Origin of the sequence: Streptomyces sp. 1114.5 (genome assembly GCF_003635085.1) — a bacterium.
In the GTDB taxonomy this organism is placed as follows: domain Bacteria; phylum Actinomycetota; class Actinomycetes; order Streptomycetales; family Streptomycetaceae; genus Kitasatospora.
The window spans coordinates 1,465,681-1,488,476 of sequence record NZ_RBXE01000001.1 but is presented as its reverse complement, the minus strand read 5'-3'; the positions used below and the strand labels follow the sequence as shown (position 1 = coordinate 1,488,476).

22 protein-coding genes, 1 tRNA gene and 1 pseudogene are annotated in these 22,796 nt (G+C 72.3%); 19 read left to right on the top strand and 5 right to left on the bottom strand.

From position 1 onward, the window contains the following. Positions 1–72 precede the first annotated feature (72 nt). Both BX285_RS06450 and BX285_RS06445 read left to right on the top strand, forming a co-directional pair. Positions 73–369: a type II toxin-antitoxin system VapB family antitoxin gene (locus BX285_RS06450; protein ID WP_030061387.1), complete on the top strand. Its 297-nt coding sequence runs from the start codon at positions 73–75 to the stop codon at positions 367–369. Between the two features lie 265 nt (positions 370–634). After that, a complete protein-coding gene (locus BX285_RS06445; protein WP_121174664.1) occupies positions 635–1,333 on the top strand; it encodes a LytR C-terminal domain-containing protein in 699 nt (232 codons plus the stop codon). 82 nt (positions 1,334–1,415) lie between these two features. Here BX285_RS06445 and upp read toward each other — a convergent pair whose 3' ends face one another. Continuing rightward, positions 1,416–2,051, bottom strand: coding sequence for a uracil phosphoribosyltransferase (gene upp / locus BX285_RS06440; RefSeq protein ID WP_097237046.1), 636 nt, complete (start codon positions 2,049–2,051; stop codon positions 1,416–1,418). A 163-nt stretch (positions 2,052–2,214) separates the two neighbouring features. Here upp and BX285_RS06435 point away from each other — a divergent pair, with 163 nt between their 5' ends. The 8 genes from BX285_RS06435 to BX285_RS06405 all read left to right on the top strand — a co-directional run bounded on the left by BX285_RS06435 (position 2,215) and on the right by BX285_RS06405 (position 7,263). After that, complete coding sequence (locus tag BX285_RS06435; protein WP_051830369.1) at positions 2,215–2,439, top strand: hypothetical protein; 225 nt, start codon at positions 2,215–2,217, stop codon at positions 2,437–2,439. Between the two features lie 261 nt (positions 2,440–2,700). Continuing rightward, positions 2,701–3,258 (top strand): tRNA adenosine deaminase-associated protein, encoded by a 558-nt coding sequence (locus tag BX285_RS06430; RefSeq protein WP_097237045.1) that lies wholly within the window; start codon positions 2,701–2,703, stop codon positions 3,256–3,258. Positions 3,259–3,284: 26 nt separating this feature from the next. Beyond that, positions 3,285–3,863, top strand: coding sequence for a nucleoside deaminase (locus BX285_RS06425; protein ID WP_257032523.1), 579 nt, complete (start codon positions 3,285–3,287; stop codon positions 3,861–3,863). Positions 3,864–3,931: 68 nt separating this feature from the next. Continuing rightward, positions 3,932–4,021 (top strand) — tRNA-Ser (locus BX285_RS06420). 452 nt (positions 4,022–4,473) lie between these two features. Then, entirely contained in the window at positions 4,474–4,638 is a 165-nt protein-coding gene (locus BX285_RS37145) for a hypothetical protein (protein ID WP_179852814.1), read from the top strand. 148 nt (positions 4,639–4,786) lie between these two features. Continuing rightward, complete coding sequence (locus BX285_RS06415) at positions 4,787–5,080, top strand: Dabb family protein (RefSeq protein WP_097237044.1); 294 nt, start codon at positions 4,787–4,789, stop codon at positions 5,078–5,080. A 342-nt stretch (positions 5,081–5,422) separates the two neighbouring features. Further along, positions 5,423–6,205: an RNA polymerase sigma factor SigF gene (locus tag BX285_RS06410; protein WP_257033077.1), complete on the top strand. Its 783-nt coding sequence runs from the start codon at positions 5,423–5,425 to the stop codon at positions 6,203–6,205. Between the two features lie 143 nt (positions 6,206–6,348). Beyond that, complete coding sequence (locus BX285_RS06405; protein WP_121174663.1) at positions 6,349–7,263, top strand: RNA polymerase sigma factor SigF; 915 nt, start codon at positions 6,349–6,351, stop codon at positions 7,261–7,263. Between the two features lie 37 nt (positions 7,264–7,300). Here BX285_RS06405 and BX285_RS06400 read toward each other — a convergent pair whose 3' ends face one another. Next, positions 7,301–8,176: a tyrosine-protein phosphatase gene (locus tag BX285_RS06400; RefSeq protein WP_179852813.1), complete on the bottom strand. Its 876-nt coding sequence runs from the start codon at positions 8,174–8,176 to the stop codon at positions 7,301–7,303. Between the two features lie 414 nt (positions 8,177–8,590). Between BX285_RS06400 and BX285_RS06395 the strand changes: the two genes are divergently transcribed. The 8 genes and pseudogenes from BX285_RS06395 to BX285_RS06360 all read left to right on the top strand — a co-directional run bounded on the left by BX285_RS06395 (position 8,591) and on the right by BX285_RS06360 (position 18,916). Continuing rightward, the gene (locus BX285_RS06395; RefSeq protein WP_257033076.1) at positions 8,591–10,939 is read left to right on the top strand and encodes a hypothetical protein; all 2,349 of its coding nucleotides are present in this window, start codon (positions 8,591–8,593) and stop codon (positions 10,937–10,939) included. A 115-nt stretch (positions 10,940–11,054) separates the two neighbouring features. Beyond that, on the top strand, positions 11,055–12,566 hold the full coding sequence (pelF, locus tag BX285_RS06390) for a GT4 family glycosyltransferase PelF (protein ID WP_097237041.1): 1,512 nt from the start codon (positions 11,055–11,057) through the stop codon (positions 12,564–12,566). A gap of 151 nt (positions 12,567–12,717) precedes the next feature. Beyond that, complete coding sequence (locus tag BX285_RS06385) at positions 12,718–14,283, top strand: hypothetical protein (RefSeq protein WP_147465120.1); 1,566 nt, start codon at positions 12,718–12,720, stop codon at positions 14,281–14,283. 103 nt (positions 14,284–14,386) lie between these two features. Next, on the top strand, positions 14,387–15,379 hold the full coding sequence (locus BX285_RS06380) for an SDR family NAD(P)-dependent oxidoreductase (RefSeq protein ID WP_097237039.1): 993 nt from the start codon (positions 14,387–14,389) through the stop codon (positions 15,377–15,379). Positions 15,380–15,452: 73 nt separating this feature from the next. Further along, positions 15,453–16,154, top strand: a pseudogene (locus tag BX285_RS06375) (NDP-sugar synthase); the annotation flags it as partial. Positions 16,155–16,279: 125 nt separating this feature from the next. After that, complete coding sequence (locus tag BX285_RS06370; protein WP_121174661.1) at positions 16,280–17,197, top strand: NAD(P)-dependent oxidoreductase; 918 nt, start codon at positions 16,280–16,282, stop codon at positions 17,195–17,197. Beyond that, on the top strand, positions 17,194–17,886 hold the full coding sequence (locus tag BX285_RS06365) for a spherulation-specific family 4 protein (RefSeq protein WP_097237036.1): 693 nt from the start codon (positions 17,194–17,196) through the stop codon (positions 17,884–17,886). Before BX285_RS06370 ends, BX285_RS06365 begins: the two co-directional genes overlap by 4 nt. 22 nt (positions 17,887–17,908) lie before the next feature. Continuing rightward, positions 17,909–18,916, top strand: coding sequence for an endo alpha-1,4 polygalactosaminidase (locus BX285_RS06360; protein ID WP_259470452.1), 1,008 nt, complete (start codon positions 17,909–17,911; stop codon positions 18,914–18,916). A 60-nt stretch (positions 18,917–18,976) separates the two neighbouring features. On the opposite strand, the gene BX285_RS06355 is transcribed toward BX285_RS06360, so the two are convergent. Further along, positions 18,977–19,177 (bottom strand): hypothetical protein, encoded by a 201-nt coding sequence (locus BX285_RS06355; RefSeq protein WP_097237035.1) that lies wholly within the window; start codon positions 19,175–19,177, stop codon positions 18,977–18,979. A gap of 163 nt (positions 19,178–19,340) precedes the next feature. On the opposite strand from BX285_RS06355, the gene BX285_RS06350 reads away from it, so the two are divergent. After that, a complete protein-coding gene (locus BX285_RS06350; RefSeq protein ID WP_398900913.1) occupies positions 19,341–20,288 on the top strand; it encodes an aldo/keto reductase in 948 nt (315 codons plus the stop codon). A 79-nt stretch (positions 20,289–20,367) separates the two neighbouring features. Here the strand turns inward: BX285_RS06350 and BX285_RS06345 are convergent, their stop codons facing one another. Further along, a complete protein-coding gene (locus tag BX285_RS06345) occupies positions 20,368–21,363 on the bottom strand; it encodes a C40 family peptidase (protein ID WP_121174659.1) in 996 nt (331 codons plus the stop codon). After that, positions 21,360–22,631: an SPFH domain-containing protein gene (locus tag BX285_RS06340; RefSeq protein WP_121174658.1), complete on the bottom strand. Its 1,272-nt coding sequence runs from the start codon at positions 22,629–22,631 to the stop codon at positions 21,360–21,362. Before BX285_RS06340 ends, BX285_RS06345 begins: the two co-directional genes overlap by 4 nt. Positions 22,632–22,796 lie beyond the last annotated feature (165 nt).

Here is a 22,796-nt window from a genome sequence, read left to right as displayed (position 1 = left end):
CAGTTCACACCGGCACGCGTGGCGGCGCCGCGGCTGCTGCGCCATCCGCCGCCCAAACGGTAGGCTTTCCGTGTGATCTTCAAGCGCATCGGCAATGGGCGGCCGTACCCGGATCACGGCCGGACGAGCACCCGACAGTGGGCTGACGTCGCCCCGCGTCCGGTGCGGCTCGACCAGCTGGTGACCACCAAGGGCCAACTCGACCTCGAAACCCTGCTGGCCGAGGACTCGACCTTCTACGGGGACCTCTTCGCCCACGTGGTGAAGTGGCACGGCGACCTCTACCTGGAGGACGGCCTGCACCGGGCCGTCCGGGCCGCGCTGCAGCAGCGCCAGGTGCTGCACGCCCGCGTCCTCGAAATGGAGTGACGGGCCGCCACCCCAGGGCCCGTCGGACCCGCCCCAGGTTTCCGGACCGCCCCCTCGCCCCCGGGCGGAGGGCGGTCCACTCGTACCCCGGTACCCCCGTTCGGGTACCGGGGTACTCCAGATGATGATCGTTTAGTACCTTCGCAGCCGTACGGCACTACGCTGCTGACTACGGCCGCGACCAGGGGATCCGCCTGCACCGGGGATCCCGCACCCGGCCGACCCGTCATCCCGACCCCGCCCCGGTACGAGGGGGAGACAAACCATGAGCATGTTGACTCCCCAAGGCCTCAAGGGGAAGCAGTACCGCATCACCGGCAACTCCTACCCGCGCCTGGGCCGGCCCCCGAAGCGGAGCCGCAAGGTGATCGCCGCGCTCGCCGGTCTGCTCGCCCTGGCCCTGGTCGCCCTCGGCGGCGTGCAGCTGTACGACATCTTCACGGGCCGGAACAAGAACGCCTCCGCCCAGGCCTGCGCGGCCCCGTCCGGCAAGCCGCTGGCCGCCCCGACCGGCGGCGCCACCCCGGGCGCCCCGGCCGCCCCGGCCGCCTCCGGCGCACCCGCCGCCGCCCAGGGCGACCCGCACGCCATCCCGCAGCCCGCCACGATCACCGTGAACGTCTACAACGCCACCACCAAGGCCGGCCTGGCCGGGCGGACCGCCGAGGAGCTGAAGAAGCGCGGCTTCACCATCGGCAAGGTCGGCAACGCCCCGGCCGAACTGGACAAGAAGGTGCCCGGCACCGCCCAGGTGATCGCCGGCCCGGCGGGCGCCGGGGCCGGCACCCTGGTCGGCTCGCAGATCGCCGGGGCCGCCGTCACCGCCGACGCCCGCACCGACGCCAGCGTGGACTTCGTGATCGGCGACAGCTACAACGCCCTGCTGGACGAGACCCAGGCGGCCGCCGCCCTCGCCCTGGCCACCAAGCCCTCCCCCACCCCGACCGCCCCCGGCAGCTGCTGACACCCGGTAGCGACGACGGAACCAACGACGAAGGACCCTCCGGCACCGTGCCGGAGGGTCCTTCGTCGTTGACTGCCGAGGCTCAGCCCGCGGTCCCGTACAGCCGGTCGCCGGCGTCGCCGAGGCCGGGGACGATGTAGCCGTTCTCGTTGAGCCGCTCGTCCAGGGCGGCGGTGACCACGGTGACCGGCAGGCCCGCCAGCTCCCGGTGCATCACCTCGACGCCCTCGGGGGCGGCCAGCAGCACCACGGCGGTGACGTCGGTGGCACCGCGCTCGATCAGCATCCTGATCGCGGCGACCAGCGTGCCGCCGGTGGCCAGCATCGGGTCGAGCACGTAGACCTGGCGGCCGGAGAGGTCGTCCGGCATCCGGGTGGCGTACGTGGAGGCCTCCAGGGTCTCCTCGTTGCGCACCATCCCGAGGAAGCCGACCTCGGCGGTCGGCAGCAGGCGGGTCATCCCGTCCAGCATGCCGAGCCCGGCCCGCAGGATCGGCACCACCAGCGGGCGCGGGTAGCTGAGCCGGGTACCGAGCGTGACCGCCACGGGCGTGGTGATCTCCACCTCGTCGGTGCGGACGTCCCGGGTGGCCTCGTAGGCGAGGAGGGTCACCAGCTCGTCGGTCAGGCGACGGAAGGTCGGCGAGTCGGTGCGCTCGTCGCGCAGGGTGGAGAGCTTGTGGGCGACCAGGGGGTGGTCGACGACGTGGAGACGCATGTACCGAGGTTAGCCCGGGTCTGGACGGGTGTACGACACGCCGTGCCCGACCTGCGCCCCGGACCGGGTGACGCCACCGTGACACGCCGTGACACACCATGAATGTCCGGACGGAAGCGCCTCCTGTGGTATCAACCGGACGGTTCTGGGAATGTCACGTCTTATGACGAGCAACCCGAAGGCCGGGGGCGGCTCGGCGGACGAGCCCGTCGGCGGAGCGGGCCCTCCGCCCGACCACCCGGAGACCGAGGCGGAGCGCCGCAAGCGGCGGGCCGTCTTCCTGCGCGAGCTCACCGAGGCCCGCGAGCTGCGGGAGCGGGTCCAGCCCCGGCGGACCAAGGAGCGGCGGATGCGCGAGGCGATGCGGATGCGGACCTTCCGGATCTGAAACGGCATCCGGTCGGGGCCCGAAAACGGCCCCGACGGGCGTTCGGAGCAAATTTCGACCGGCTTCGGACGGCCCGGACACGGGCACGCCCCCGACCTCCCGGTCCTTCCGACACGACCTGCAAAGACGCGCTGCCGAACACCCCCCGCGAGCGCGGCCTTTCTGTCACGATTCCGATGGGACGGTCCGAACAGCGGACCGCCTCTGGCGCGGGGGCGGCCAGTTTTCCGCATTGCCCGAGCGCGCCGACAGCCGAGACCGATGATCTTGGGAGTGTCCCTGGTGGCGTACTTCGCTGCAGTGCTTGCTCGCACCGAGGACGGGTGGGATGTGAGCGAGACGGAGCTCGACGACGTCGAAACCCTGGCCGATCTGGCCGACCTGGCCCGCGACTCCACCCAGGACGACGACAGCGTCCTGATCTTCATCGAACAGGAGGACGCCTGGTTCGCCATCGTCCGCGTGGACGGTGAGGACGACCCGCGCATCTTCGTGTCGGACGGTGCCGCGGCCGCCCGCAGCTCCTACGGCTCCGTCCTCACCGACGAGCTGGTCGACCAGGCCGGCGAGAGCGAGTTCGGCGACCTGGACCACCTGCTGGAGGACAGCGAGGAGGCCGAGGAGCAGGACGAGGAGGACGCCGACGGCCACGGCGGCGTCCCGGTCGGCCCGCTCGGCGATTCCCACCTGCTCACCGAGTTCGGCCTGGCCTCCGACGCCCTGCTCGCCCTCAGCGGCGAGGGCGCGGTGCCGGGCGACGCCCTGGAGGAGATCGCCGAGGCCCTGGGCTGCGGCGAGGTCCTGGAGGCCGTCCGGTAGCGGGCGGATGCCCGACACTGGATGCCATGCAGTCCGCATCCACCACGCAGCCCGTCCTGTACGTCCCGCCGCTGCCCGCCCCCGTCCGCCCCGACCCGGTCCGCGACCGCTGGTCGGCGCCGATGCGCCTCGCCATGGCCGAGGCCGCCCTGGCGCCGGCCACCGGGGACGTCCCGGTCGGAGCGCTGGTCCTGGGCCCCGACGGCGAGGTGATCGGACGCGGCCACAACGAGCGCGAGGCGGTCGGCGACCCGACCGCGCACGCCGAGGTGGTCGCGATCCGGCAGGCCGCCGAGAATTTGAGAGGTGCCGCGCGCAGCGCGTCGGCCAAGGGTGGCGGTGGGCGACGGGAGGGCGAGTGGCGGCTCTCCGGCTGCACGCTGGTCGTCACGCTGGAGCCCTGCACGATGTGCGCCGGCGCCATCGTGCTCTCCCGGATCGACCGGGTGGTCTACGGCGCCCTCGACGAGAAGGCCGGCGCGGCCGGCTCGCTCTTCGACGTGATGCGCGACCGCCGGCTCAACCACCGTCCCGAGGTGATCTGGGGCGTCCTCGCCGAGGAGTGCGGCGAACAGCTGCGGGCCTTCTTCGACACCCACCGCTGATCTCCTCACGGACGGTCACCCCGATACGGATTTCGTTCCCGCGCCACCCGTCCGGTAGAGTTCCCCTCGGTAGCGTGTCCGAGCGGCCAAAGGAGCACGCCTCGAAAGCGTGTGTGGGGGCAACTCCACCGTGGGTTCGAATCCCACCGCTACCGCCAGCAAGCCCGTGGGCCCGTCCGATCCGGACGGGCCCTCGGCGTTTTCCCGCACACCCTCGAACGCGGAACGGCTCCGTACCCCGGGCCGATGACCACCGACGCCCGGTCCGTACGGAGCCTGGAGGGGGGAGCGGCTCGGGGGGACTGACCGCTCCCCCGGCGGAGGTCCCACAACCGGCACCGCGTCGGGGGGAAGCCGCGGTGGCCGGTCCCACAGCGGGGAGCTCCGGATCCACGCACCGGGGATTCCTGCCAGATCCCTCGGTACGTCATCCATCCTGCCGCCCGGCCCGCGGCCGGGCACCCGGAGAAAGGCCCCACTCGCGGGGACCTTCGTCCCGGCGGCCGAACGCGTCGCACACTTGATAGCCCGTCCGGGTGGATAAGCTGCCCCCTGCAGGCCGCTCGGGGTCCGGACGACGGCGGCCCACCGCTGGGAGGAAGGTCACCCGATGGCGCAGGCGAAGAAGATCGGCGCAGTCCTCCTGCTCATCTTCGTGCTCTACTCGATCATCACCTCACCGGCCCGGTCCGCCCAGCTCGTCCAACTGGGGTTCGAGGGCATCTCGAACGCGGCCAGGGCAGTCGGCACCTTCATGACCGGGCTGATCAAGTAGTCCGGCTCAGGCCGGTCCGGCGGCCGGCTCGAACAGTCCCGCCCCGGCCCGCGGGCCCCGCCCGGGTGGTGGACGGCCGTTCGGCCGGCCCGGCGCACCGGCTACGGTGGGCAGGACCCTCTACCCCCGTCCGCGAGGAGCGGCAATCGTGATCCGGCACCTGGTCCTGTTCAAGCTCAACGATGGCGTCGGCAAGGACGACGAGCGCGCCCTCGCCGGCGCCAAGGCGTTCGCCGAGCTCGGCGCGGTGATCCCCGAACTGCGCGAGTGGGAGTGCGGCTGGAACACCACCGAGCGCGACATCGCGTACGACTATGCGATCAACAGCCTGGTCGAGGACCGCGACGCGCTCCAGGCCTACCTGACCCACCCGGCCCACCAGGCCGCCGCCGGCCAGTGGCGCGAGTTCGCGACCTGGGTGATCGCCGACATCGAGGTCTGATCCCCCTCCCGTCCCGGCTCCTTCGCCCGGACGGACCGCGGCGCCCCCTCCGACCTCCGGACGGGGCGCCTCGTTCTGCCCCGGAACGACCCTTGCGGCGCCTCGCCGGAGCACCGGGCGAAGGTTGAACGGCCCACCAACACACCTCCACCGGGTGCTTGCCCGACCTGCGCCCACCTTGTGATGCTATGACCGGTTTTGCCGGACATGGCGAGGTGATCGACCAGCCGCGACCCCCGATCCGCAGGGCCCGCCGTTGACGACTTTGGGAGGGGTGACGTGTCCGTGGACGAAGTGCTTGCGGCGATCATCAGCCCGGCCGGCGAGCTCCGCCCGGACGGGCTGCGCGGCCCCGGCGGCAGGCCCGTCGTGGACGTCCGGACGCTGACCCGGGTGCTGTTCGAGCGGCTCGCCGAGCTGCCCCCGGACGCCCCCGAGCGCGAACGGGTCCGGGCTGCCCTGATCGAGGTGAACATCCCGCTGGTCCGCTACGCGGCCACCCGCTTCCGCAGCCGCAGCGAGCCGATGGAGGACGTCGTCCAGGTCGGCACCATCGGCCTGATCAACGCGATCGACCGCTTCGACCCCACCCGCGGCGTCCAGTTCCCCACCTACGCGCTGCCGACCATCCTGGGCGAGATCAAGCGCTACTTCCGCGACAACGTCCGCACCATGCACGTCCCCCGACGGCTCCAGGAGCTCTGGGTCCAGGTGAGCGGCGCGATGGAGGAGCTGACGGTGCTGCACGGACGGGCGCCCAAGGTGCCGGAGATCGCCGCCAGCCTGCGGATCCCCGAGGAGGACGTCCGGGCCTGCCTGGACGCCGGGCGGGCCTACAACGCGGCGTCCCTGGAGGCCGCGCAGGAGCACGAGGGCGGACTCGCCCTGCTCGACCGGCTCGGCTACGAGGACTCCGCGCTGGCCGAGGTCGAGCACCGCGACATGGTCCGCCACCTGCTGGTCCAACTCCCCGAACGGGAGCGGCGGATCGTGATGCTGCGGTTCTTCGCCAACCTCACCCAGTCCCAGATCAGCACCGAGCTGGGGATGTCCCAGATGCACGTCTCGCGGCTGCTCTCACGAATCCTCAGCAGGCTTCGGACCGGCAACTCCTGGGAAGAGTGAGATTGCAGCGCGTTACCCCCACGTGACATCTTGCGACGTTCGGGTTTGCCGTGGACCGTGTTCCGGTATGGAGGGGGAGGGCCCCGCCGGGAACCTCCGCGCGACGGCCCCCGTTCAACCGTCAGTCACGAGGGGGTGGGCGCATGTCCGGAGAGCTGGGCGTTGCGGAGATCCACGCTGGTCAGGCCACCGGTACGGCCGTCGCCGACGGCCTGGTCCCGCGACCGCGAGTCGAGCCGGTCGAACCGGTCGAACCGCCCGGCACCGGGGCGGCACCCGGGACTCCACCTGCCGCCGGGCTGGACACCCGGACGCTCTCCCGCTCGCTGTTCCTGCGGCTCGCCGTGCTGGAGCCCGGCAGCGCGGAGCACACCTACGTCCGCGACACCCTGATCGAGCTCAACCTGCCGCTGGTCCGGTACGCCTCGGCGCGCTTCCGCAGCCGCAACGAGCCGATGGAGGACATCGTCCAGGTCGGCACCATCGGCCTGATCAAGGCGATCGACCGCTTCGACCCGGAGCGCGGGGTGGAGTTTCCCACCTTCGCGATGCCCACCGTGGTCGGCGAGATCAAGCGCTTCTTCCGGGACACCAGCTGGTCGGTCCGGGTGCCGCGGCGGCTCCAGGAGCTGCGGCTGGCGCTCACCAAGGCCGGCGACGAGCTGTCCCAGCGGCTGGACCGCTCCCCCACCGTCCCCGAGCTGGCCGTCTGCCTGGGGGTCAGCGAGGAGGACGTGGTCGAGGGCCTCGCGGTGGGCAACGCCTACACCGCCAGCTCGCTGGACTCCGGTTCCGGCGAGGAGGACAGCGACGGGCCGCTGGCCGACCGGCTCGGCTACGAGGACCTCGCGCTGGAGGGCGTCGAGTACCGGGAGTCGCTGAAGCCGCTGCTGGCCAAGCTGCCACCACGCGAGCGCCGGATCATCATGCTGCGCTTCTTCGGCAACCTCACCCAGTCCCAGATCGGCGAGGAGATCGGCATCTCCCAGATGCACGTCTCCCGGCTGCTCACCCGCACGCTCACCCAGCTCCGCGAGGGGCTGATCAGCGAGGGCTGAGCCACCACCTTCGGCCGGGCTTGCGCCAACTCCCGCTTCAGTCCAGCAGGTTGGCGCGAAGCCCGGCCAGCACGTCCTCGTCCAGCCCGAGCCCGTCCCGCCAGAAGGCGCCGAAGTCGCCCCAGCCGGCCTCGACTTCCGCGAAGGCCGCGTCCAGGTAGCCGCCGTCGGCGTGGAAGACCGGCAGCAGCAGCTCGGGCTCGCTCATCAGGCCGCGGGTGCGGAAGTCGTCCAACACCCGTGCCACGACCGGGGCGGAGCGGGCGTTGGTGAGCAGGTAGTCGGCGAGGACGGTCTCCCGCTCGACCCCGAGGGCGGTCAGCAGCAGCGCGGCCGCCCAACCGGTGCGGTCCTTGCCGGCCGAGCAGTGGAAGAGCAGCGGCGGCCCGTCCGGGGCGGCCAGCAGGCGCAGCAGGGCCGCGTAACGTCCGCGCGCCACCGGATCGGTGACGAACCAGCGGTAGAGGCCGGTCATCATGGCGGCCGCCCGGCCGTCGCCGAGCAGCGCGCGCTGGCGCTGCGGACTCGGGTCCGCCAGGGCGTCCCTGACCATCAGGGCGATGTCGAAGTCCGTCGCCAGCAGCGGCATGTGGTGCAGGGCCACGCCGCCGGGGAGGCGGTCGAGGCCGATCTCGCGGACCTCGTCCATGCTGCGCAGGTCCACCACCCGGCGCAGGCCGAGGGCGCCCAGCGGGCCCAGGTCCTCGGCCGTGACATGGTTCAGGCCATCGCTGCGCAGGGCCACCCCGTGCCTCAGCGCGCGCCCGTCGACCGCCCGGTAGCCGCCCAGGTCGCGGGCGTTCACCGCGCCGCGCAGACCGAGACTGCGCCCTACCAGCGCCGTTCCGCCCGGCTCCGGGACGGCTTTCCGTGCACCACCGATTCTGTCGGACTCGGCCTGCTGATCGACCATGCGGGGCCTCCATTGCATATTCGGACTGTCACATGGCACAGCGGTGCCCGATATTGCATGAACCTGCCCAATGGACCGGCGAGATGTGCGAGAGTGTCATGCGCAACGACGCCAGTGTAGGTGTCCCGCCCGCCCTACAGAGCCACACCGTCGGTAACCGCGCGTAGCACTCAGCTTCCGGTTTTTCATTTTCAATTCATTATTTGCATCGCCGGTCCAGTTCCGGTCACAATCAGCGCCTTCATGGCATCGCCATGAACGTTGGTAACAGGTTCGCTGCACTCTCGCCCTTTTGGTCCCCCGCACTGCCGACCCTCGACCAGGATGGGCGCCGGGCAGCCTGCTGCCCGCGAACAGATACACGGGCAGGTGAGCGCCGAGCAGCGCGGCGCCTGCACCAAGGGGAGGATCACCATGGGTCGAGCGACCCGAAGAGTCGCCGCATGTGCGGCGGCAGTTCTGCTGGCCGGCGGCCTGCAGACCACCCTGGCCTACGGCGACACCACGCCGCCCAGGATCGACCTCACCATCCTGGTCATCGACGACGGAGGCCCCTCGGTCGCGGCCATCACCGCCGAACTGAAGAGCCAGGGCACGCCGTACAAGGTCATCAGCCTCAATGACCCCAACCGTCCCGTCATCAACTCGGCTTTCCTGAGCGACACGGTGAACGGCCAGCCCCGGGGGAAGTTCCAGGGCATCGTGCTACCCAACGAAAACCCCTTCCCCAACAGCGCCGCCGAGATGACGGCCATCGCGAGCTACGAAGCGGCTTTCAACGTCCGCCAGATCGACGCGTACACGTGGGCCAGTCCCGCGGTGGGGCTGAACTACGCGCAGAATCCCGGTTTCGTCGGCACTCTGGACGGATTCCAGGGGGCCACCACCGCCGCCGGAACTTCGGGTTCGTTCGGGTACCTCAAGGGCAGCGTCCCGTTCGAGGACAACGACCCGAACGTCAGCGAGAGCTACGGCTACCTGGCCACGCCGCTCGCCAACCTGCCGGCCGGCGCCTCCTTCGTGCCGCTGGTGGACGCGCCGATACCCAGCACGACCAGCCGCGGGTCGCTGGTCGGTGAGTACACCCACGACGGCCGCAAGGAGCTGGTCGTCACCTTCGTCTACAACCAGTACCAGCAGCAGTACCGGCTGCTGGCCCGCGGCATGGTCGACTGGATCACCCAGGGCGTCCACCTCGGCTACGACCGCAACTACTTCGCGGCGCACGTGGACGACGTCTTCCTGGCCGACGACCGCTGGGACACCGTGCTGAAGTGCACCCCCGGTGACGTCACCTGCCCGCCCGGCACCCCGGACACGGCCAACCCGATCCGGATGACCCAGGCCGACGCGCAGTACCTCAAGCAGTGGCAGACCGCCAACAACTTCACCCTGGACATGGTGTTCAACGGTGGCGGCAGCGAGGACTGGAAGGCCGACCACACGGCGACCGTGGACCCCACGGCGAACCAGATGATCGCCGACCAGACCAGCTACCGCTGGGTCAACCACACCTACACCCACCCGTACCTGGGCTGCGTCCAGGACGTCACGGTGGTGCCCTGGAAGTGCACCAAGGACGCCTCGGGCAACACGGTCTGGACCGACCAGAACACCATCTCCAGCCAGATCAAGAACAACTTCGACTGGGCCACCGCGCACGGCCTGAAGGTCGACCCGCAGGTCCTGGTCACCGGGGAGCACTCCGGCCTGCTGACCGCCCCGCAGGAGACCAGCGACAACCCGTACCTGGCCCCGGCGCTGGCCGCCAACGGCATCAAGTTCACCGGCAGCGACGCCTCCCGCGAGCCCGCCCAGCGCGCCGTCGGCTCCTCCACGCTGACCGTCCCGCGGTACCCGATGAACGTCTTCTACAACGCCGGCACGGCGAAGGAGGAGACCGACGAGTACAACTGGATCTACACCAGCAAGGCCAACGGCGGCAGCGGCGTCTGCGAGAACAACGCCAACTCGACCTGCCTGCCCGCGCCGCTGGACGTCAACACCGGGTACCAGTCGTACATCGTGCCGCTGGAGGCCCGGATCGACCTCGGCCACGTGCTGAGCAACGACCCGCGGCCGCACTTCATCCACCAGTCGAACCTGTCCGAGGACAAGATCCTCTACCCGGTGCTGGAGAAGATCCTCGGCACCTACCGGTCGCTGCACGCCGACAACGCCCCGATCGTGAACCTCGGCGAGCGGGAGATCGGCCAGGAGTTCCAGAAGCGCGCGGCCTGGAACGCGGCCCTCGCCGCCGGCCAGGTCACCGCCTACCGGGTCGGCAACACCGTCACGGTCAACGCGCCGTCCGGTGTTCAGGTCCAGGCCACCATGCCGACCGGAACTTCTCAGAAGCTGGTCATCGGATCGACCGCCTTCGGTTCGTCCTACGCCGGTACGCTCTCCGGCTGGGTGTCCCCGGGCTCCCTGCAGAGCAGCGTCACCCTGACCCTGCCGTCCGCGCCGGCCGCCCCGGCCGCCGTCGCACCGAGCACCGCGGCCAAGTCCGTCCCGGCCCCGGCGCCGGCGGACAAGAAGGTCGTGCCGCAGGGCGTCGCCACCCCGGTCCCGGCGGGCCCGAGCGACACCACCCGCAAGCCCGCCCCGAGCCTGGTCCCTGGCAGTGGAACCCCGGTGCCCGGCAAGGGCGTCGCCGCTGACACCATCGCCCAGGGCGGCAAGGCCACGGCGAAGAACGGCAAGGCCTCTGGGGGGACGGCCACGCCGGGCAGCACCACCGGACGCTCCGGCAACCGGTAACCCGCACCACCCGCCGGCGGGGTCGGACCGGGCTACCGGCCCGGCCCCGCCACGGCTCCCGTTTCCGGCCACCCAGTCCGGACAACCGACGCAAGAACAGGAGGGGGGACAGGAGATGCGCGTCACCCTGCTCACCGAGGGGACGTATCCGCACCAGCACGGCGGCGTGAGTGTCTGGTGCGACCAGCTCGTTCAAGGCATGCCCGATGTCGACTTCGACGTCATCGCCGTCACCGGAACCGGCCACGAAGCACTGGCCTGGGAACTGCCCGCGAACGTACGGTCCGTCACGACCGCTCCGCTGTGGGGCCCGGCCTCCGAGGCCAGGCCGCCCCGCGGCAAGGAGATGCGGCGCTTCCTCAACGCGTACGAGCGCTTCCTGCACTCCATCCTCGACCCGGTCTACACCACGCACTTCGGGACCGAGCTGTACGGCTTCGCCGACCTCGCCCGGCGCGGACTGCTGAGCCCGGCGCTGCGCAGCGAGCGCGCGCTGCGGACCCTCCAGCACGTGTGGACCCGCGACTACCTGCCCACCGCCGCCTCCCGGCCCACCCTGCACGACGCCCTGAACGCGACCGACCTGCTGGAGCACGCCCTGCGGCCGCTCTCGGTCGAACCGCCGAAGGACGGCGTCGCCCACGCGGCCAGCGGCGGCCTCGCCACCCTGCCCGGCCTGATCGCCGCCCAGCAGTACGGCGTACCGTTCCTGCTGACCGAGCACGGCATCTACCTGCGCGAGCGCTACCTCGGCTACCGCACCGGCCCGTACCGCTGGCCGGTCAAGGCACTGCTGCTCGGCTTCTACCGGATGCTCGCCGAGGAGAGCTACCGGCAGGCCGCCCTGGTCACCCCCGGCAACCGGTACAACCGGCGCTGGGAGGAGCGCGGCGGCACGCCGTCCACGCACATCCGCACCGTCTACAACGGGGTGGACCCGGCGGCCTTCCCGCCGGCCGGCCCCGAGCCCGAGACGCCGACCCTCAGCTGGGCCGGCCGGGTCGACCCGATCAAGGACCTGGAGACGCTGATCCGGGCCTTCGCCATCGTGCGAGGCGAGATCCCCGAGGCGCGGCTGCGGCTCTTCGGGGGCACCCCCAAGGGCGGCGAGGCCTACCGGGACGGCTGCATAGCCCTGGCCGCCGAGCTCGGCATAGCCGACTCGGTGGCCTTCGAGGGCCGCGTTGCCGACATCACCGACGCGTACGCGGCGGGCAACGTGGTCATGCTCTCCAGCATCAGCGAGGGCTTCCCGTTCACCCTGATCGAGGCGATGTCCTGCGGCCGCGCGACCGTCTCGACCGACGTCGGCGGCGTCCGCGAGGCCGTCGGCGACACCGGCCTGGTCGTCCCGCCGCGCGAGCCCGAGCCGATGGCGGCCGCCGCGATCGAGCTGCTGCGCGACGCCGAACGGCGCGCCCGGCTCGGCGAACAGGCCCGGCTGCGGGTCATCGAGCAGTTCACGCTCCGCCAGAACATCGACGGCTTCCGCGGCATCTACACCGAGCTCCTGGGCACCGCCCGCTGGATGCCCGGCGGCATGGTGGCCGTCACCGACCAGGTCCCCAGCCCCGACTGGAACCAGCCACTGGCCGCCCGACCCGAGCCGAGCGAGGTGGGGGCGTGAACGAGCGAAGCGAGAGAACCATCGACAGGTGCGCGTCCCGCGAAGCGGTCGCCGAGCGCAGCGAGGTGGGGGGCGTGAACGAGCGAAGCGAGAGAACCATCGACAGGTGCGCGTCCCGCGAAGCGGCCGCCGAGCGCAGCGAGGTGGGGGCATGAGCGGCCCCCTGCGATTGGTTCCCGACGAGGGCGGCGCCGAGCGGACGATGCAGCTGCGCACGCTGCCGCTCAAGCTCCGCCGGACCGCCCCGCCGGAGCCCGAGCCCGGCCCCGAGGAGCAGCTCGACCTCTCCGCCGACCCGCTGGACGAACTCGCCGAGCGCCTGCACGACGTCTGTGCCGACGCCGTCCACCCGTACGAGATCGCGGCCTTCCTGGAGTCCGACGGCCTCTCGGACGAGCAGGCCGCCCTGCTGTACGGCCGCCCCGACGCGTTCACCGTCGCCGAGGAGCTGTTCGAGAAGGTCGAGCGCCGCTACCCCGGCCAGAGCTCCGAGTTCGCCAACCCCTGGCGGGCCGACCCCTGGCGCTGCGTCGTGCGCGGCCTGGTGTTCGCCCTGCCCGGGCTCGGCTACCTGCTCGGCGCCAACCTGTTCGCGACCGCCCGGATGCGCTTCGGCCTGCCCTCGGGCATGCTCGCGCTGTCGATCGCCACGTTGGTCAGCTGGGGCTTCAACCAGGCGCTGGCGCACCGCTCGTACCGTTGGCTGGGCCGGCTGCGCCGCCGGGAGGCCGCGGTCTGCCTAGCTGTCGGCGCACCGCTCGGCGCGCTGATCGCGGCCGCCGCCGCGTACGTGGTGGGCGGACCGCTCGGGGCGCTGTGCTTCGCCGCCGGGCAGTCCTGCTACCTGGGCGCGGCCACCGTGCTGCTGGTGCTCGGGCGGGAGAAGTTCCTGCTGGTGGCGCTGGCACCGGCCTCGGTCGGTGCGGGCGTGGTGCTGGCGGTGGACGTCCCGGAGACGGTCCGTACGGTCGTGCTGCTCGCCTCGCTGCTGCTGGCGGTCGGGCTGGCCGTCCGGGAGCTGGTGGTCTGCGTCCGCGGGGGCGAACGCGAGTCCGTGGAGCTCAGGCTGCCGTTGCGCCAGGAGGTGCCGCACCTGCTGTTCGGCCTGGCCTGCGGCGCGCTCACGCTGATCGCCGGCCTGGGCGAGACCATCCACCAGGCGGTGCAGGCCGCCTCGCACACCGTGCACGGCGCGGCCGCGGCCCTGCCGCATCACCACCACGTGCGCGAGGTGAAGACCACCCCGACCGGCCCGGCCATGATCGCGCTGACGCTCAGTCTCGGCCTCGCCGAGTGGCTGCTCTTCCGCTACCGGGCGATGGCGGTGGCCGCGCTGCGCACCAGCCACACCAGCGGCCAGTTCACCCGCCGCACCGGCGGGGTCCTGCTCGGCTGCCTGTTCATCTACCTCACGACCGTGGCCGCGCTGGACGCCGCCGCGACAGTGCTGTGGCCCGGCGCCCCCGCGCTCGGTGTGCCGCAGCTCGGCGCGATGCTGCTCCTGGGCGGCTCGCTCTGGCTGGCGCTGCTGCTGAACGCCTTCGGGTTCAGCTGGAGCACCGCCCTCATCTGTCTGGCCGCCGCGGGTGCCGAGAGCGCCGGGCTGCTGACCGGTGCGGATCCGATCGTCCTGCAGCTGATCGGCTGCGGGGCGGCGGCCGTCCTCCTCACCGCCATCGCCGGGCCCGCGCTCGGCCGCACCACCCAGCACCGCTGAGCCGGGGCCGAACCGGCTCCACCGGACACACCCACCAGGCCGCCGGCCGACCACCACAGAGCATCCGGCCGACCCGGCCGATCGAGAAAGAAAGCGAACCCGCATGAGCAGCGTCGCGGTTACCGGAGCCGAAGGCTTCATCGGCTCCCACCTCGTCGAAACCCTGGTCGCCGACGGGCACCACGTCCGCGCGATGGTCCAGTACAACTCCTTCTCCTCCTTCGGGTGGCTGGAGACCCTGTCCCAGGAGGTGCTGGACTCGGTCGAGATCGTCCTCGGCGACGTCCGGGACCCGGGCTCGGTCAACGGCCTGGTCAAGGGCACCGAGGCGGTGTACCACCTGGCCGCCCTGATCGCGATCCCGTACTCCTACCGCGCGCCCCACTCGTACGTGGACACCAACGTCACCGGCACCCTGAACGTGCTGGAGGCGGTGCGTCACCTGGAGATCCCCCGCCTGGTGCACACCTCCACCAGCGAGACCTACGGCACCGCGCAGACCGTGCCGATCACCGAGGACCACCCGATCAACACCCAGTCCCCGTACGCCGCCTCCAAGGCCGGCGGGGACCGGCTGGCCGACAGCTACCACGCCAGCTTCGAGACCCCGGTCGTCACCCTGCGCCCGTTCAACACCTTCGGCCCGCGCCAGTCGATGCGCGCCGTCATCCCGACCGTGATCGCCCAGGTCGCGGCCGGCCAGACCGAGATCACCCTCGGCGACCTGCGCCCGACCCGCGACTTCATGTTCGTCAAGGACACCGCCAACGCCTTCCGCACGGTGGGCACCGCGCCCGCCGAGTCGGTGGTCGGCCGGACCTTCAACGCCGGCACCGGCGGCGAGATCTCGGTCGGCGACCTGGTCACCCTGGTCGGCAAGCTGATGGGCGTCGACCTGGTGGTGAAGGAGGACGAGCAGCGCATCCGTCCGACCAACTCCGAGGTCATGCGCCTGGTCGCGGACGCGACCCGGCTGCGCGAGGCCACCGGCTGGGCCCCGCGGTTCAGCCTGGAGCAGGGCCTGGAGGAGACCATCGAGTTCTTCCGCGACCCGGCCAACCTGGCCCGCTACAAGACCGACATCTACAACGTCTGACCCGCCTCAGCACCATGCTCGTCCTGGTAACCAAGGTTCGTGGCCTGCACATCCTTTCCGTGGGGGAAAAACCATGCATGCAGTGATCCTGGCCGGCGGCAAGGGCGTCCGTCTCCGCCCCTACACCACCGCGCTTCCCAAGCCGCTCGTTCCGATCGGCGACCAGCACGCGATCCTGGAGATCGTGATGCGCCAGCTCGCCGCCGCGGGCTTCCAGTCCGTCACCCTGGCCATCGGCCACCTCGGGCACATCATCCGCGCCTACGTCGGCAACGGCTCCCAGTGGGGCCTGCGGGTGGGCTACGCCGTCGAGGACAGCCCGCTCGGCACCATGGGCCCCCTGCTCACGATGCAGGACCGCCTGCCCGAGCACTTCCTGGTGATGAACGGCGACATTCTCACCGACCTGGACTTCGCCGGGGTGCTCAAGCACCACGAGGCGTCCGGCGCACCGCTGACCATCGCCACCTACGCCCGCCAGGTCAAGATCGACTTCGGCGTGCTGACCAGCGAGTCCGGCAGCATCACCGGCTTCCAGGAGAAGCCCAGCATCGACTACCGCGTCTCGATGGGCGTGTACGGCGTCTCGCGCTCGGCGCTCGCCAAGTACACCCCCGGCCTGCCGCTGGGCTTCGACGAGCTGGTGCTGGACCTGCTGGCGGCCAAGACCCCGCCGTCCGCGTACGAGTTCGACGGCTACTGGCTCGACATCGGCCGCCCCGACGACTACGACCGGGCCAACACCGAGTTCTCGACCATCCGCCCGATCCTGATGCCCTTCGAGTCGGCCGGCCTCACCCCGGACGTCGCGGAGCTGCCGCTCGCGGCCGCCCGCGCCGCCGCGGACGACACGACCGACGAGCCCGCCGCCGCGGGCGCCGAGAGCGACGGACGGGCCGCGTGAGAATCCTGCTCCTCGGCGGCGACGGCTTCCTGGGCCGTCACGCCACCGCCGTCCTGCGGTCGCTGCCCGGTGCCACCGTGCTGACCGCGGGCCGGCGGCCCTCCCAAGACCTGCGGCTGGACCTGGCCACCGCCCAGGCCGGCCCGCTCGGCGAGGAACTGGCCGCGCTGGCGCCCGACGTGGTGGTCAACTTCGCCGGCGCGGTGGCCGGCAGCGCGGTCAAGCTCGCCGAGGTGAACGCCCGCGGCCCGGCGGTGCTCTGCGAGGCGCTGCAGCTCGGCACCCCCAAGGCCCGCCTGGTGCACATCGGTTCGGCCGGCGAGTACGGCGTCTGCGAAGCGGGCGGCTCGCTGTCCGAGGACGCCGACGCCCGCCCGGTCGGCGTGTACGGCGCGACCAAGCTGGCCGGCTCCCTCGCGGTGGCCGGCTCGCCGCTGGACGCGGTGGTGCTGCGGGTGTTCAACCCGGTCGGCCCCGGCGCCCCGGCGGGCTCGCTGCCCGGCCGGCTGGCCGCCGAGCTGCGCCGGGTGGCGCCCGAGGGCACGGACGGCGTCGTCACGGTCGGGGACCTCTCCGCCTACCGCGACTTCGTCGACGCCCGCGACATCGCCGAGGCGGTCGGCCTGGCGGTCGCCGCCGAGCGGCCGCTCCCCCGGGTGCTCAACCTCGCCTCCGGGCAGGCCAGGCAGGTCCGGGCGATCGCCGACGGCCTGGTCGCCGCGGCCGGCTTCGCCGGTCGGATCGACGAGAGCGGGGCGGGCTCCGAACGGTCGGCCGCGGTCTCCTGGCAGCAGGCCGACGTCTCGGCCGCCGCCCGGGAGCTCGGCTGGCGCCCGCGGACGGACCTCGCCGACACCCTGCGCGACCTGTGGCTCAGCACCGCCGAGCCCACGCCGACCCCGGTGGTCGCATGACCGCCGGGCACCCCGACGGCCGCCTGCTGGTGCCGCTGTACGTCCACCCCGCGGTGGACCCGGCGGCCTGGCGGGCGGTCGCCGCCGCCGACCCCGACCGGATCGCCGCCGTGGTGCTCAACCTCGCCGACGGTCCGGGCGAGGTCCCGGACGGCGTCTTCGCCGAGGCCGCCGACGAACTCCGTGCGGCGGGGCTGCCGTTGGTCGGCTACACCGACACCGACTACGGCCGCAGGCCGCACGCGGCCGTGGTCGCCGACATCCTGACGTACCGTCAGCGGCACGGCATCACCGGTGTCTACCTCGACCAAGTCTCCACCCAGCCAGGGGCGTTGGCGCACTACCGACGGCTGGCCACGGCAGCCCGCGCGGCCGGCTGCGGCACCGTGATCTTCGGTCACGGCGAGCACCCGGACCCGGGCTACGCCGAGGTCGGCCTGGCCGACCTGCTGGTCACCTTCGAGGGCGACTGGGACACCTACCGAGCGATGACGCAACCGCTGTGGACGGGGCGGCACGCGGCCTCCCGCTTCTGCCACCTGGTCTACGACGTCCCCGCCGAGTACGCCCGGGACGCCACCGCACTGATCGCCGCCCGCCGGGCCGGCGTGGGCTGCGCCGTCCCCGGCGCCGGGGAGAACCCCTGGCGCACCCTGCCGCACGGCCTGACCGCCGCTGAACTCACCTGACCCGATCCGGAGTTCGACTACCGTGAACCGCCGCACCCGGCTGCTGCCGACCGCCCTGGCCCTCGCCACCGCCACCGCCCTGCTGGCCACCTCGTGCAGCAGCTCCGGATCGGAGGACGACGACAACTCAGCGGACGGCTCCCCGAGCACCCCGCCCGCGGCCACCGCCCCGGGCACGCCCGGCATCACGACTCCGGGCACCCCCGACGGCAGCACCCCCGCCACCCCCGGCTCGCCCAGCGCCCCCGCCACGAGCACGGGCCCCGGCACGCCGAACGGCACCACGCCCCCGGGCACGCCCGGCACCGCCGCCCCGCAGCCGTCCGGCGCCCGCTGGCAGCCCACCCCGGGCCTGGCCTGGCAGTGGCAGCTCGGCGGCGGCCCGGTGGACCAGTCGGTGGACGTGCCGGTCTACGACATCGACGGCTTCGAGAACGACGCCTCGGTGGTGGCCGCGCTGCACGCCAAGGGCCGCAAGGTGATCTGCTACATCAACGCCGGCTCCTGGGAGAACTTCCGCCCCGACTCCACGGCCTTCGCCAAGGCCCTGCAGGGCTCGGACACCGGCTGGAAGGGCGAGAAGTGGTTCGACATCCGCAAGCTCGACCAGCTGAAGCCGCTGATGGCCGCCCGCTTCGACATGTGCAGGAGCAAGGGCTTCGACGCCATCGAGCCGGACACCATCGAGGCCTACAACCAGAACAGCGGCTTCCCGCTGAGCCCCGACGACCAGCTCAGGTACAACCGCATGCTGGCCCAGCTCGCGCACGAACGCGGCCTGGCCATCGGCCTGAAGAACGACCTGGACCAGATCCCCGCGCTGCTGCCGGACTTCGACTTCGCGGTCAACGAGGAGTGCTCGCAGTTCGACGAGTGCGACCGCGTCGCGCCCTTCGTCAAGGCGGGCAAGGCGGTCTTCCACGTCGAGTACAAGCTCGACACGGACCAGTTCTGCGCCAAGGCCAAGTCCCTGGGCTTCAGTTCGATGCAGAAGAAGCTCGACCTCAACGCCTGGCGCAAGCCCTGCTGAGGCCGCTTCCGCTACCTACCGTCGCGCGGGTGACCCGGACGAGGGTCACCCGCGCGCGGGTCACTTGACCGCCAGCCAGACGACGGCGCCCAGCACGACCAGTGCGACGACCGCGACCAGCGCGATCACACCGGTACGGTTGCCGCCGCCGCTGCGGCCGTAGGTGGAAACGTTGCCCGGCTCCTGGCGAGCCGGAGTCTCGTCGACGAACGCCCGGAACATCTGGGTGCTGCCGGCGGGGTCGTAGTCGTTGTCAGCCATGGCACGGACTCTAACGAATCGGCCCACCTCAGGCACAGCCCGGACCCCCGTCCCGGCCGGCCCACCACCCCGTCGTGCGACGGCGGTACGACGGGCTCGTGAAGACCGTGCGGCGAACGGAATGCCCCGCCGCGGAATCCGGTTGACTGCCACCATGACCGGAATCCACAGCCGGGTGAGCCTCGGCACCTCCGACCTGTCCGTCTTCCCGCTCGCCCTCGGCGGCAACGTCTTCGGCTGGACGGCCGACGAGGAGCAGTCCTTCGCCGTCCTGGACGCCTACGCCGCGGCCGGCGGCAACTTCGTCGACACCGCCGACGTCTACTCGGCCTGGGCTCCGGGCAACACCGGCGGCGAGTCCGAGACCGTCCTCGGCAACTGGCTGCGCAGCCGCGGCAACCGCGAGGACGTCGTGATCGCCACCAAGGTCGGCATGCACCCCGAGGCCAGCGGCCTGGGCGCCGCCAACATCAAGGCCTCGGCCGAGGCCTCGCTGCGCCGCCTGGGCGTCGATCGGATCGACCTCTACTACACCCACCGGGACGACGACACCCCGGTCGAGGAGTTCGTCACCGCGCTGGACGAGCTGGTCCGCGAGGGCAAGGTCCGTGCGGTCGCCGCCTCCAACATCGGCGCCGACCGGCTGTCCGAGGCGCTGGCCTTCGCCGAGCGCGAGGGCCTGGCGAAGTACGTCGCCGTCCAGCCGCACTACAACCTGGTCTCGCGCGACACCTTCGAGGGCCCGCTGGCCGACGTGGTCGCCGAGCACGGCCTGGCCACCGTCCCGTACTACGCGCTCGCCTCCGGCTTCCTGACCGGCAAGTACCGCCCGGGTGGCCCGGGTGTCGACAGCGCCCGCGCCGAGGGCGCCGCCCGCTACCTGGCCGAGCCGCGCGGTCCCAAGGTGCTGGAGGCGCTGGACGTGGTCGCCGCCGAGCACGGGGTCGAGCTCGCCGGCGTCGCCCTGGCCTGGCTCGCCGCCCGCCCGACGGTCGCCGCCCCGATCGCCAGCGCCCGCACCGTCGAGCAGCTTCCGCCGCTGCTGGCCGGCGCCACGCTGAAGCTCACCCCGGAGCAGACCGCCCTCCTGGACGCCGCCTCCGCCGCCTGAGCACCTCGCCGCGCGCGACCGGGCCCCCGACAGCGGTGTGCTGTCGGGGGCCCAGTGCGTCACCTGCGGCCGACCGGCCCTACGGCCGCCCGAAGTGGGTCGGGTAGTAGCCCGAGTCGAGGGTCGAGATCCGGACGGTCCTGCCCGGCCGCGGCGCCTCCACGAAGGTGTTGCCGCCCAGGTATATCCCCACGTGGTGGATCCCCGAGGCCCGGCCGCTGTCCGACCAGAACACCAGGTCACCGCGGCGCAGCTGCCCCGCGCTGATCGGCGTGGTCGCCGCGTACTGGTCGTCGGCCACCCGCGGCAGGCTTATCCCCGCCCGCCGGTAGGCCTGCTGGACCAGCCCCGAACAGTCGTAGCCGGACGGGCCGTCGCCGCCCCAGACGTACGGCTTGCCCAACTGGGCGAGCGCGAAGTCGACGGCCTCCTCCTTGCTCCCGGCGTCCGGCACGGTGTCCGAGGACGGACGGCCCGCGGGCTGGGCGGGAGCGGGGTCCTCGGCCGAACCGCCCCCGGACTGCCCGGTGCGGTTCAGGTAGATGTCGTAGTGGCTGGTCCAGCGCCACTCGCCGCTGCCGTTCTTGAACCAGTACTTCGAGCCGTCCCACCCCTGGCGCAGCCCGGAGGAGGAGGCCGAACCGTTGGAGACGGCCGTCGAACCCGAGCCGGCGGCCCCGCCGGATCTGCCGGACCGGCCGGTGCGGGCCGTGTAGACGTCGTAGTGGCTGGTCCAACGCCACTCGCCGGCAGCGTTCTTGAACCAGTACCTCGACCCGTCCCAGCCCTGCTTCCCGGCCGCGGCGTGCGCGGATCCGGCCCCGGCCGTCAGACCGACCACGCCGGCGCCCGCCAGCACGGTGGTGGCCAGGCAGGTGCTCCGTACGGCGCGGTGCATTCGGCTGCTGCCGGCTCCCGTCGCAGCGCGGGCGGTGCGCGGCCGGGCGGCGCAGTTCGGGCAGCCGCAGCCGGTGATCGCAGGGATGCTGCCCAGGCGCTCCTCGAAGCCGATCAGACCGGGATCCTCGTCGAGTCCGATGCCCGGTTCGGCGTACGCGCCGGTGGCTATCCTCATGCGGGTCGTCCTTCCTTCCGCCCGGCACGCGCGGCCGGGGGCGGTACCGAAGCGGCCAATCCGGCCGGGGCGACGAAGGCGACCAGCAGCTGCTCCATCAGTGCGCTGCGGGCGGCCTCGTCCAGCTCGTGGGCGGTCGCCCGCTCCAGGCGGCGGACGGCGAGCGCCGCCGCCTCCACCGCGTCGTCCACCAGCACCGTCCGCAGGCCGGCGTCCAGGTCGGCCAACCGGCGGCGGCGCATCGACTCGGCGACCTCCGGCGCGTAGTCCAGCGCCAGCGGCTGCACCGAGTAGACCTCCAGGCCCGCCGGAGCGGCCTCGGCCGCCAGCGCCCTGGTCATCTCGTCGGCGAACCACTGCCCGTCGCGCAGCGCCGGCCCCGGCGCCGCGTTGCTGTCGCAGGGCAGCGTGGACGCCGTCCGGGTGAGCACCGCCTGGACCTGCTCGCGCAGGTAGCCCTCGTGGTCCTCGATCGCCAGCAGCGCCCGCGCGGTGTCCTTGACCCGCCAGACGACCAGCAGCCGGACCACGATCGGCGTACCGGTGCGGTCGACCACCTTGACCGGCTCGCTGCGCCAGTGCCGCAGCCGCACGTCCACCCGGCGGCGGCGCAGCAGCGGGTTGACCCAGACCAGGCCGGTCCGGCGGACGGTCCCCCGGTAGCGGCCCCAGCGGGAGAGCACCCGGGTCTCGCCGCCCGCGTTGGCCAGGAGCCCGGCGAGCGCGAGCACCACCAGCAGGCCGGATGCGCTGACCCCGGCGATCGCCCGGGCGTCCACCTCCGCCCGCCCGCTCGCCCGTGCGCCGGCCCCGCGCAGGTCGGGCAGCACCTCCCAGTGCGGGACGACGCCGGTGCGCAGCAGCACGAACAGCGCCCCGGCCAGGCCGAGCAGCAGCACCAGCAGGGCGAGCCAGCCCGGCAGCGTGGTGGCCGCGTGTTCGCGCAGCGCCTGGTCGGCCCGCGGGGGCCGCCGCGAGGTGGCGGCGGTGGATGCCCCGGTCCGGACGGGATCCAGCAGCTCGACGGTCTCCGGGGCGGCGGCCTCCAAGGGGTCGCGCAGGTCCACCGGGCCGACGGACGAGGGGCCGGGGAGGACGGCGAGCGAGGTGGTCGCCGGCCCGCTGTCGGCCGGGGCTGCCTTGACCGCCCTGATCGCCGAAGCCCCGGCCAGCGGGCCCGCACCAGAGGCGAAACGTTCCGGCACGGCCGGTGGGAACGCCTTGGACAGGTTCTCGGGTCGCTGCGAAGAATCGCGGGTGACGTCCATGCACGGATCCTCTGGGGTTGGTGTGTCGCGCAACGGGCGGCCCGGATCTGACGGGCAGTGCCATGGTCAGGCTAAGTTCATACGTCATCAAATGCGACATTTGAGCCGAGGTGTGTCGACATTTGCTGACGAATCGTCCAAGCTGACCCGACGCGCAGGCACATG

Bases quoted from the DNA above. Each gene is read 5' to 3' on its own strand.
- BX285_RS06355 (WP_097237035.1), bottom strand. From the start codon at position 19,177: ATGGCTGACAACGACTACGACCCCGCCGGCAGCACCCAGATGTTCCGG.
- BX285_RS06445 (WP_121174664.1), top strand. From the start codon at position 635: ATGAGCATGTTGACTCCCCAAGGCCTCAAGGGGAAGCAGTACCGCATC.
- BX285_RS06385 (WP_147465120.1), top strand. From the start codon at position 12,718: ATGAGCGGCCCCCTGCGATTGGTTCCCGACGAGGGCGGCGCCGAGCGG.
- BX285_RS37145 (WP_179852814.1), top strand. From the start codon at position 4,474: ATGGCGCAGGCGAAGAAGATCGGCGCAGTCCTCCTGCTCATCTTCGTG.
- BX285_RS06380 (WP_097237039.1), top strand. From the start codon at position 14,387: ATGAGCAGCGTCGCGGTTACCGGAGCCGAAGGCTTCATCGGCTCCCAC.
- BX285_RS06430 (WP_097237045.1), top strand. From the start codon at position 2,701: ATGATCTTGGGAGTGTCCCTGGTGGCGTACTTCGCTGCAGTGCTTGCT.
- BX285_RS06435 (WP_051830369.1), top strand. From the start codon at position 2,215: ATGACGAGCAACCCGAAGGCCGGGGGCGGCTCGGCGGACGAGCCCGTC.
- BX285_RS06400 (WP_179852813.1), bottom strand. From the start codon at position 8,176: ATGGTCGATCAGCAGGCCGAGTCCGACAGAATCGGTGGTGCACGGAAA.
- BX285_RS06425 (WP_257032523.1), top strand. From the start codon at position 3,285: ATGCAGTCCGCATCCACCACGCAGCCCGTCCTGTACGTCCCGCCGCTG.
- BX285_RS06365 (WP_097237036.1), top strand. From the start codon at position 17,194: ATGACCGCCGGGCACCCCGACGGCCGCCTGCTGGTGCCGCTGTACGTC.
- upp (WP_097237046.1), bottom strand. From the start codon at position 2,051: ATGCGTCTCCACGTCGTCGACCACCCCCTGGTCGCCCACAAGCTCTCC.
- pelF (WP_097237041.1), top strand. From the start codon at position 11,055: ATGCGCGTCACCCTGCTCACCGAGGGGACGTATCCGCACCAGCACGGC.
- BX285_RS06340 (WP_121174658.1), bottom strand. From the start codon at position 22,631: ATGGACGTCACCCGCGATTCTTCGCAGCGACCCGAGAACCTGTCCAAG.
- BX285_RS06405 (WP_121174663.1), top strand. From the start codon at position 6,349: ATGTCCGGAGAGCTGGGCGTTGCGGAGATCCACGCTGGTCAGGCCACC.
- BX285_RS06345 (WP_121174659.1), bottom strand. From the start codon at position 21,363: ATGAGGATAGCCACCGGCGCGTACGCCGAACCGGGCATCGGACTCGAC.
- BX285_RS06395 (WP_257033076.1), top strand. From the start codon at position 8,591: ATGGGTCGAGCGACCCGAAGAGTCGCCGCATGTGCGGCGGCAGTTCTG.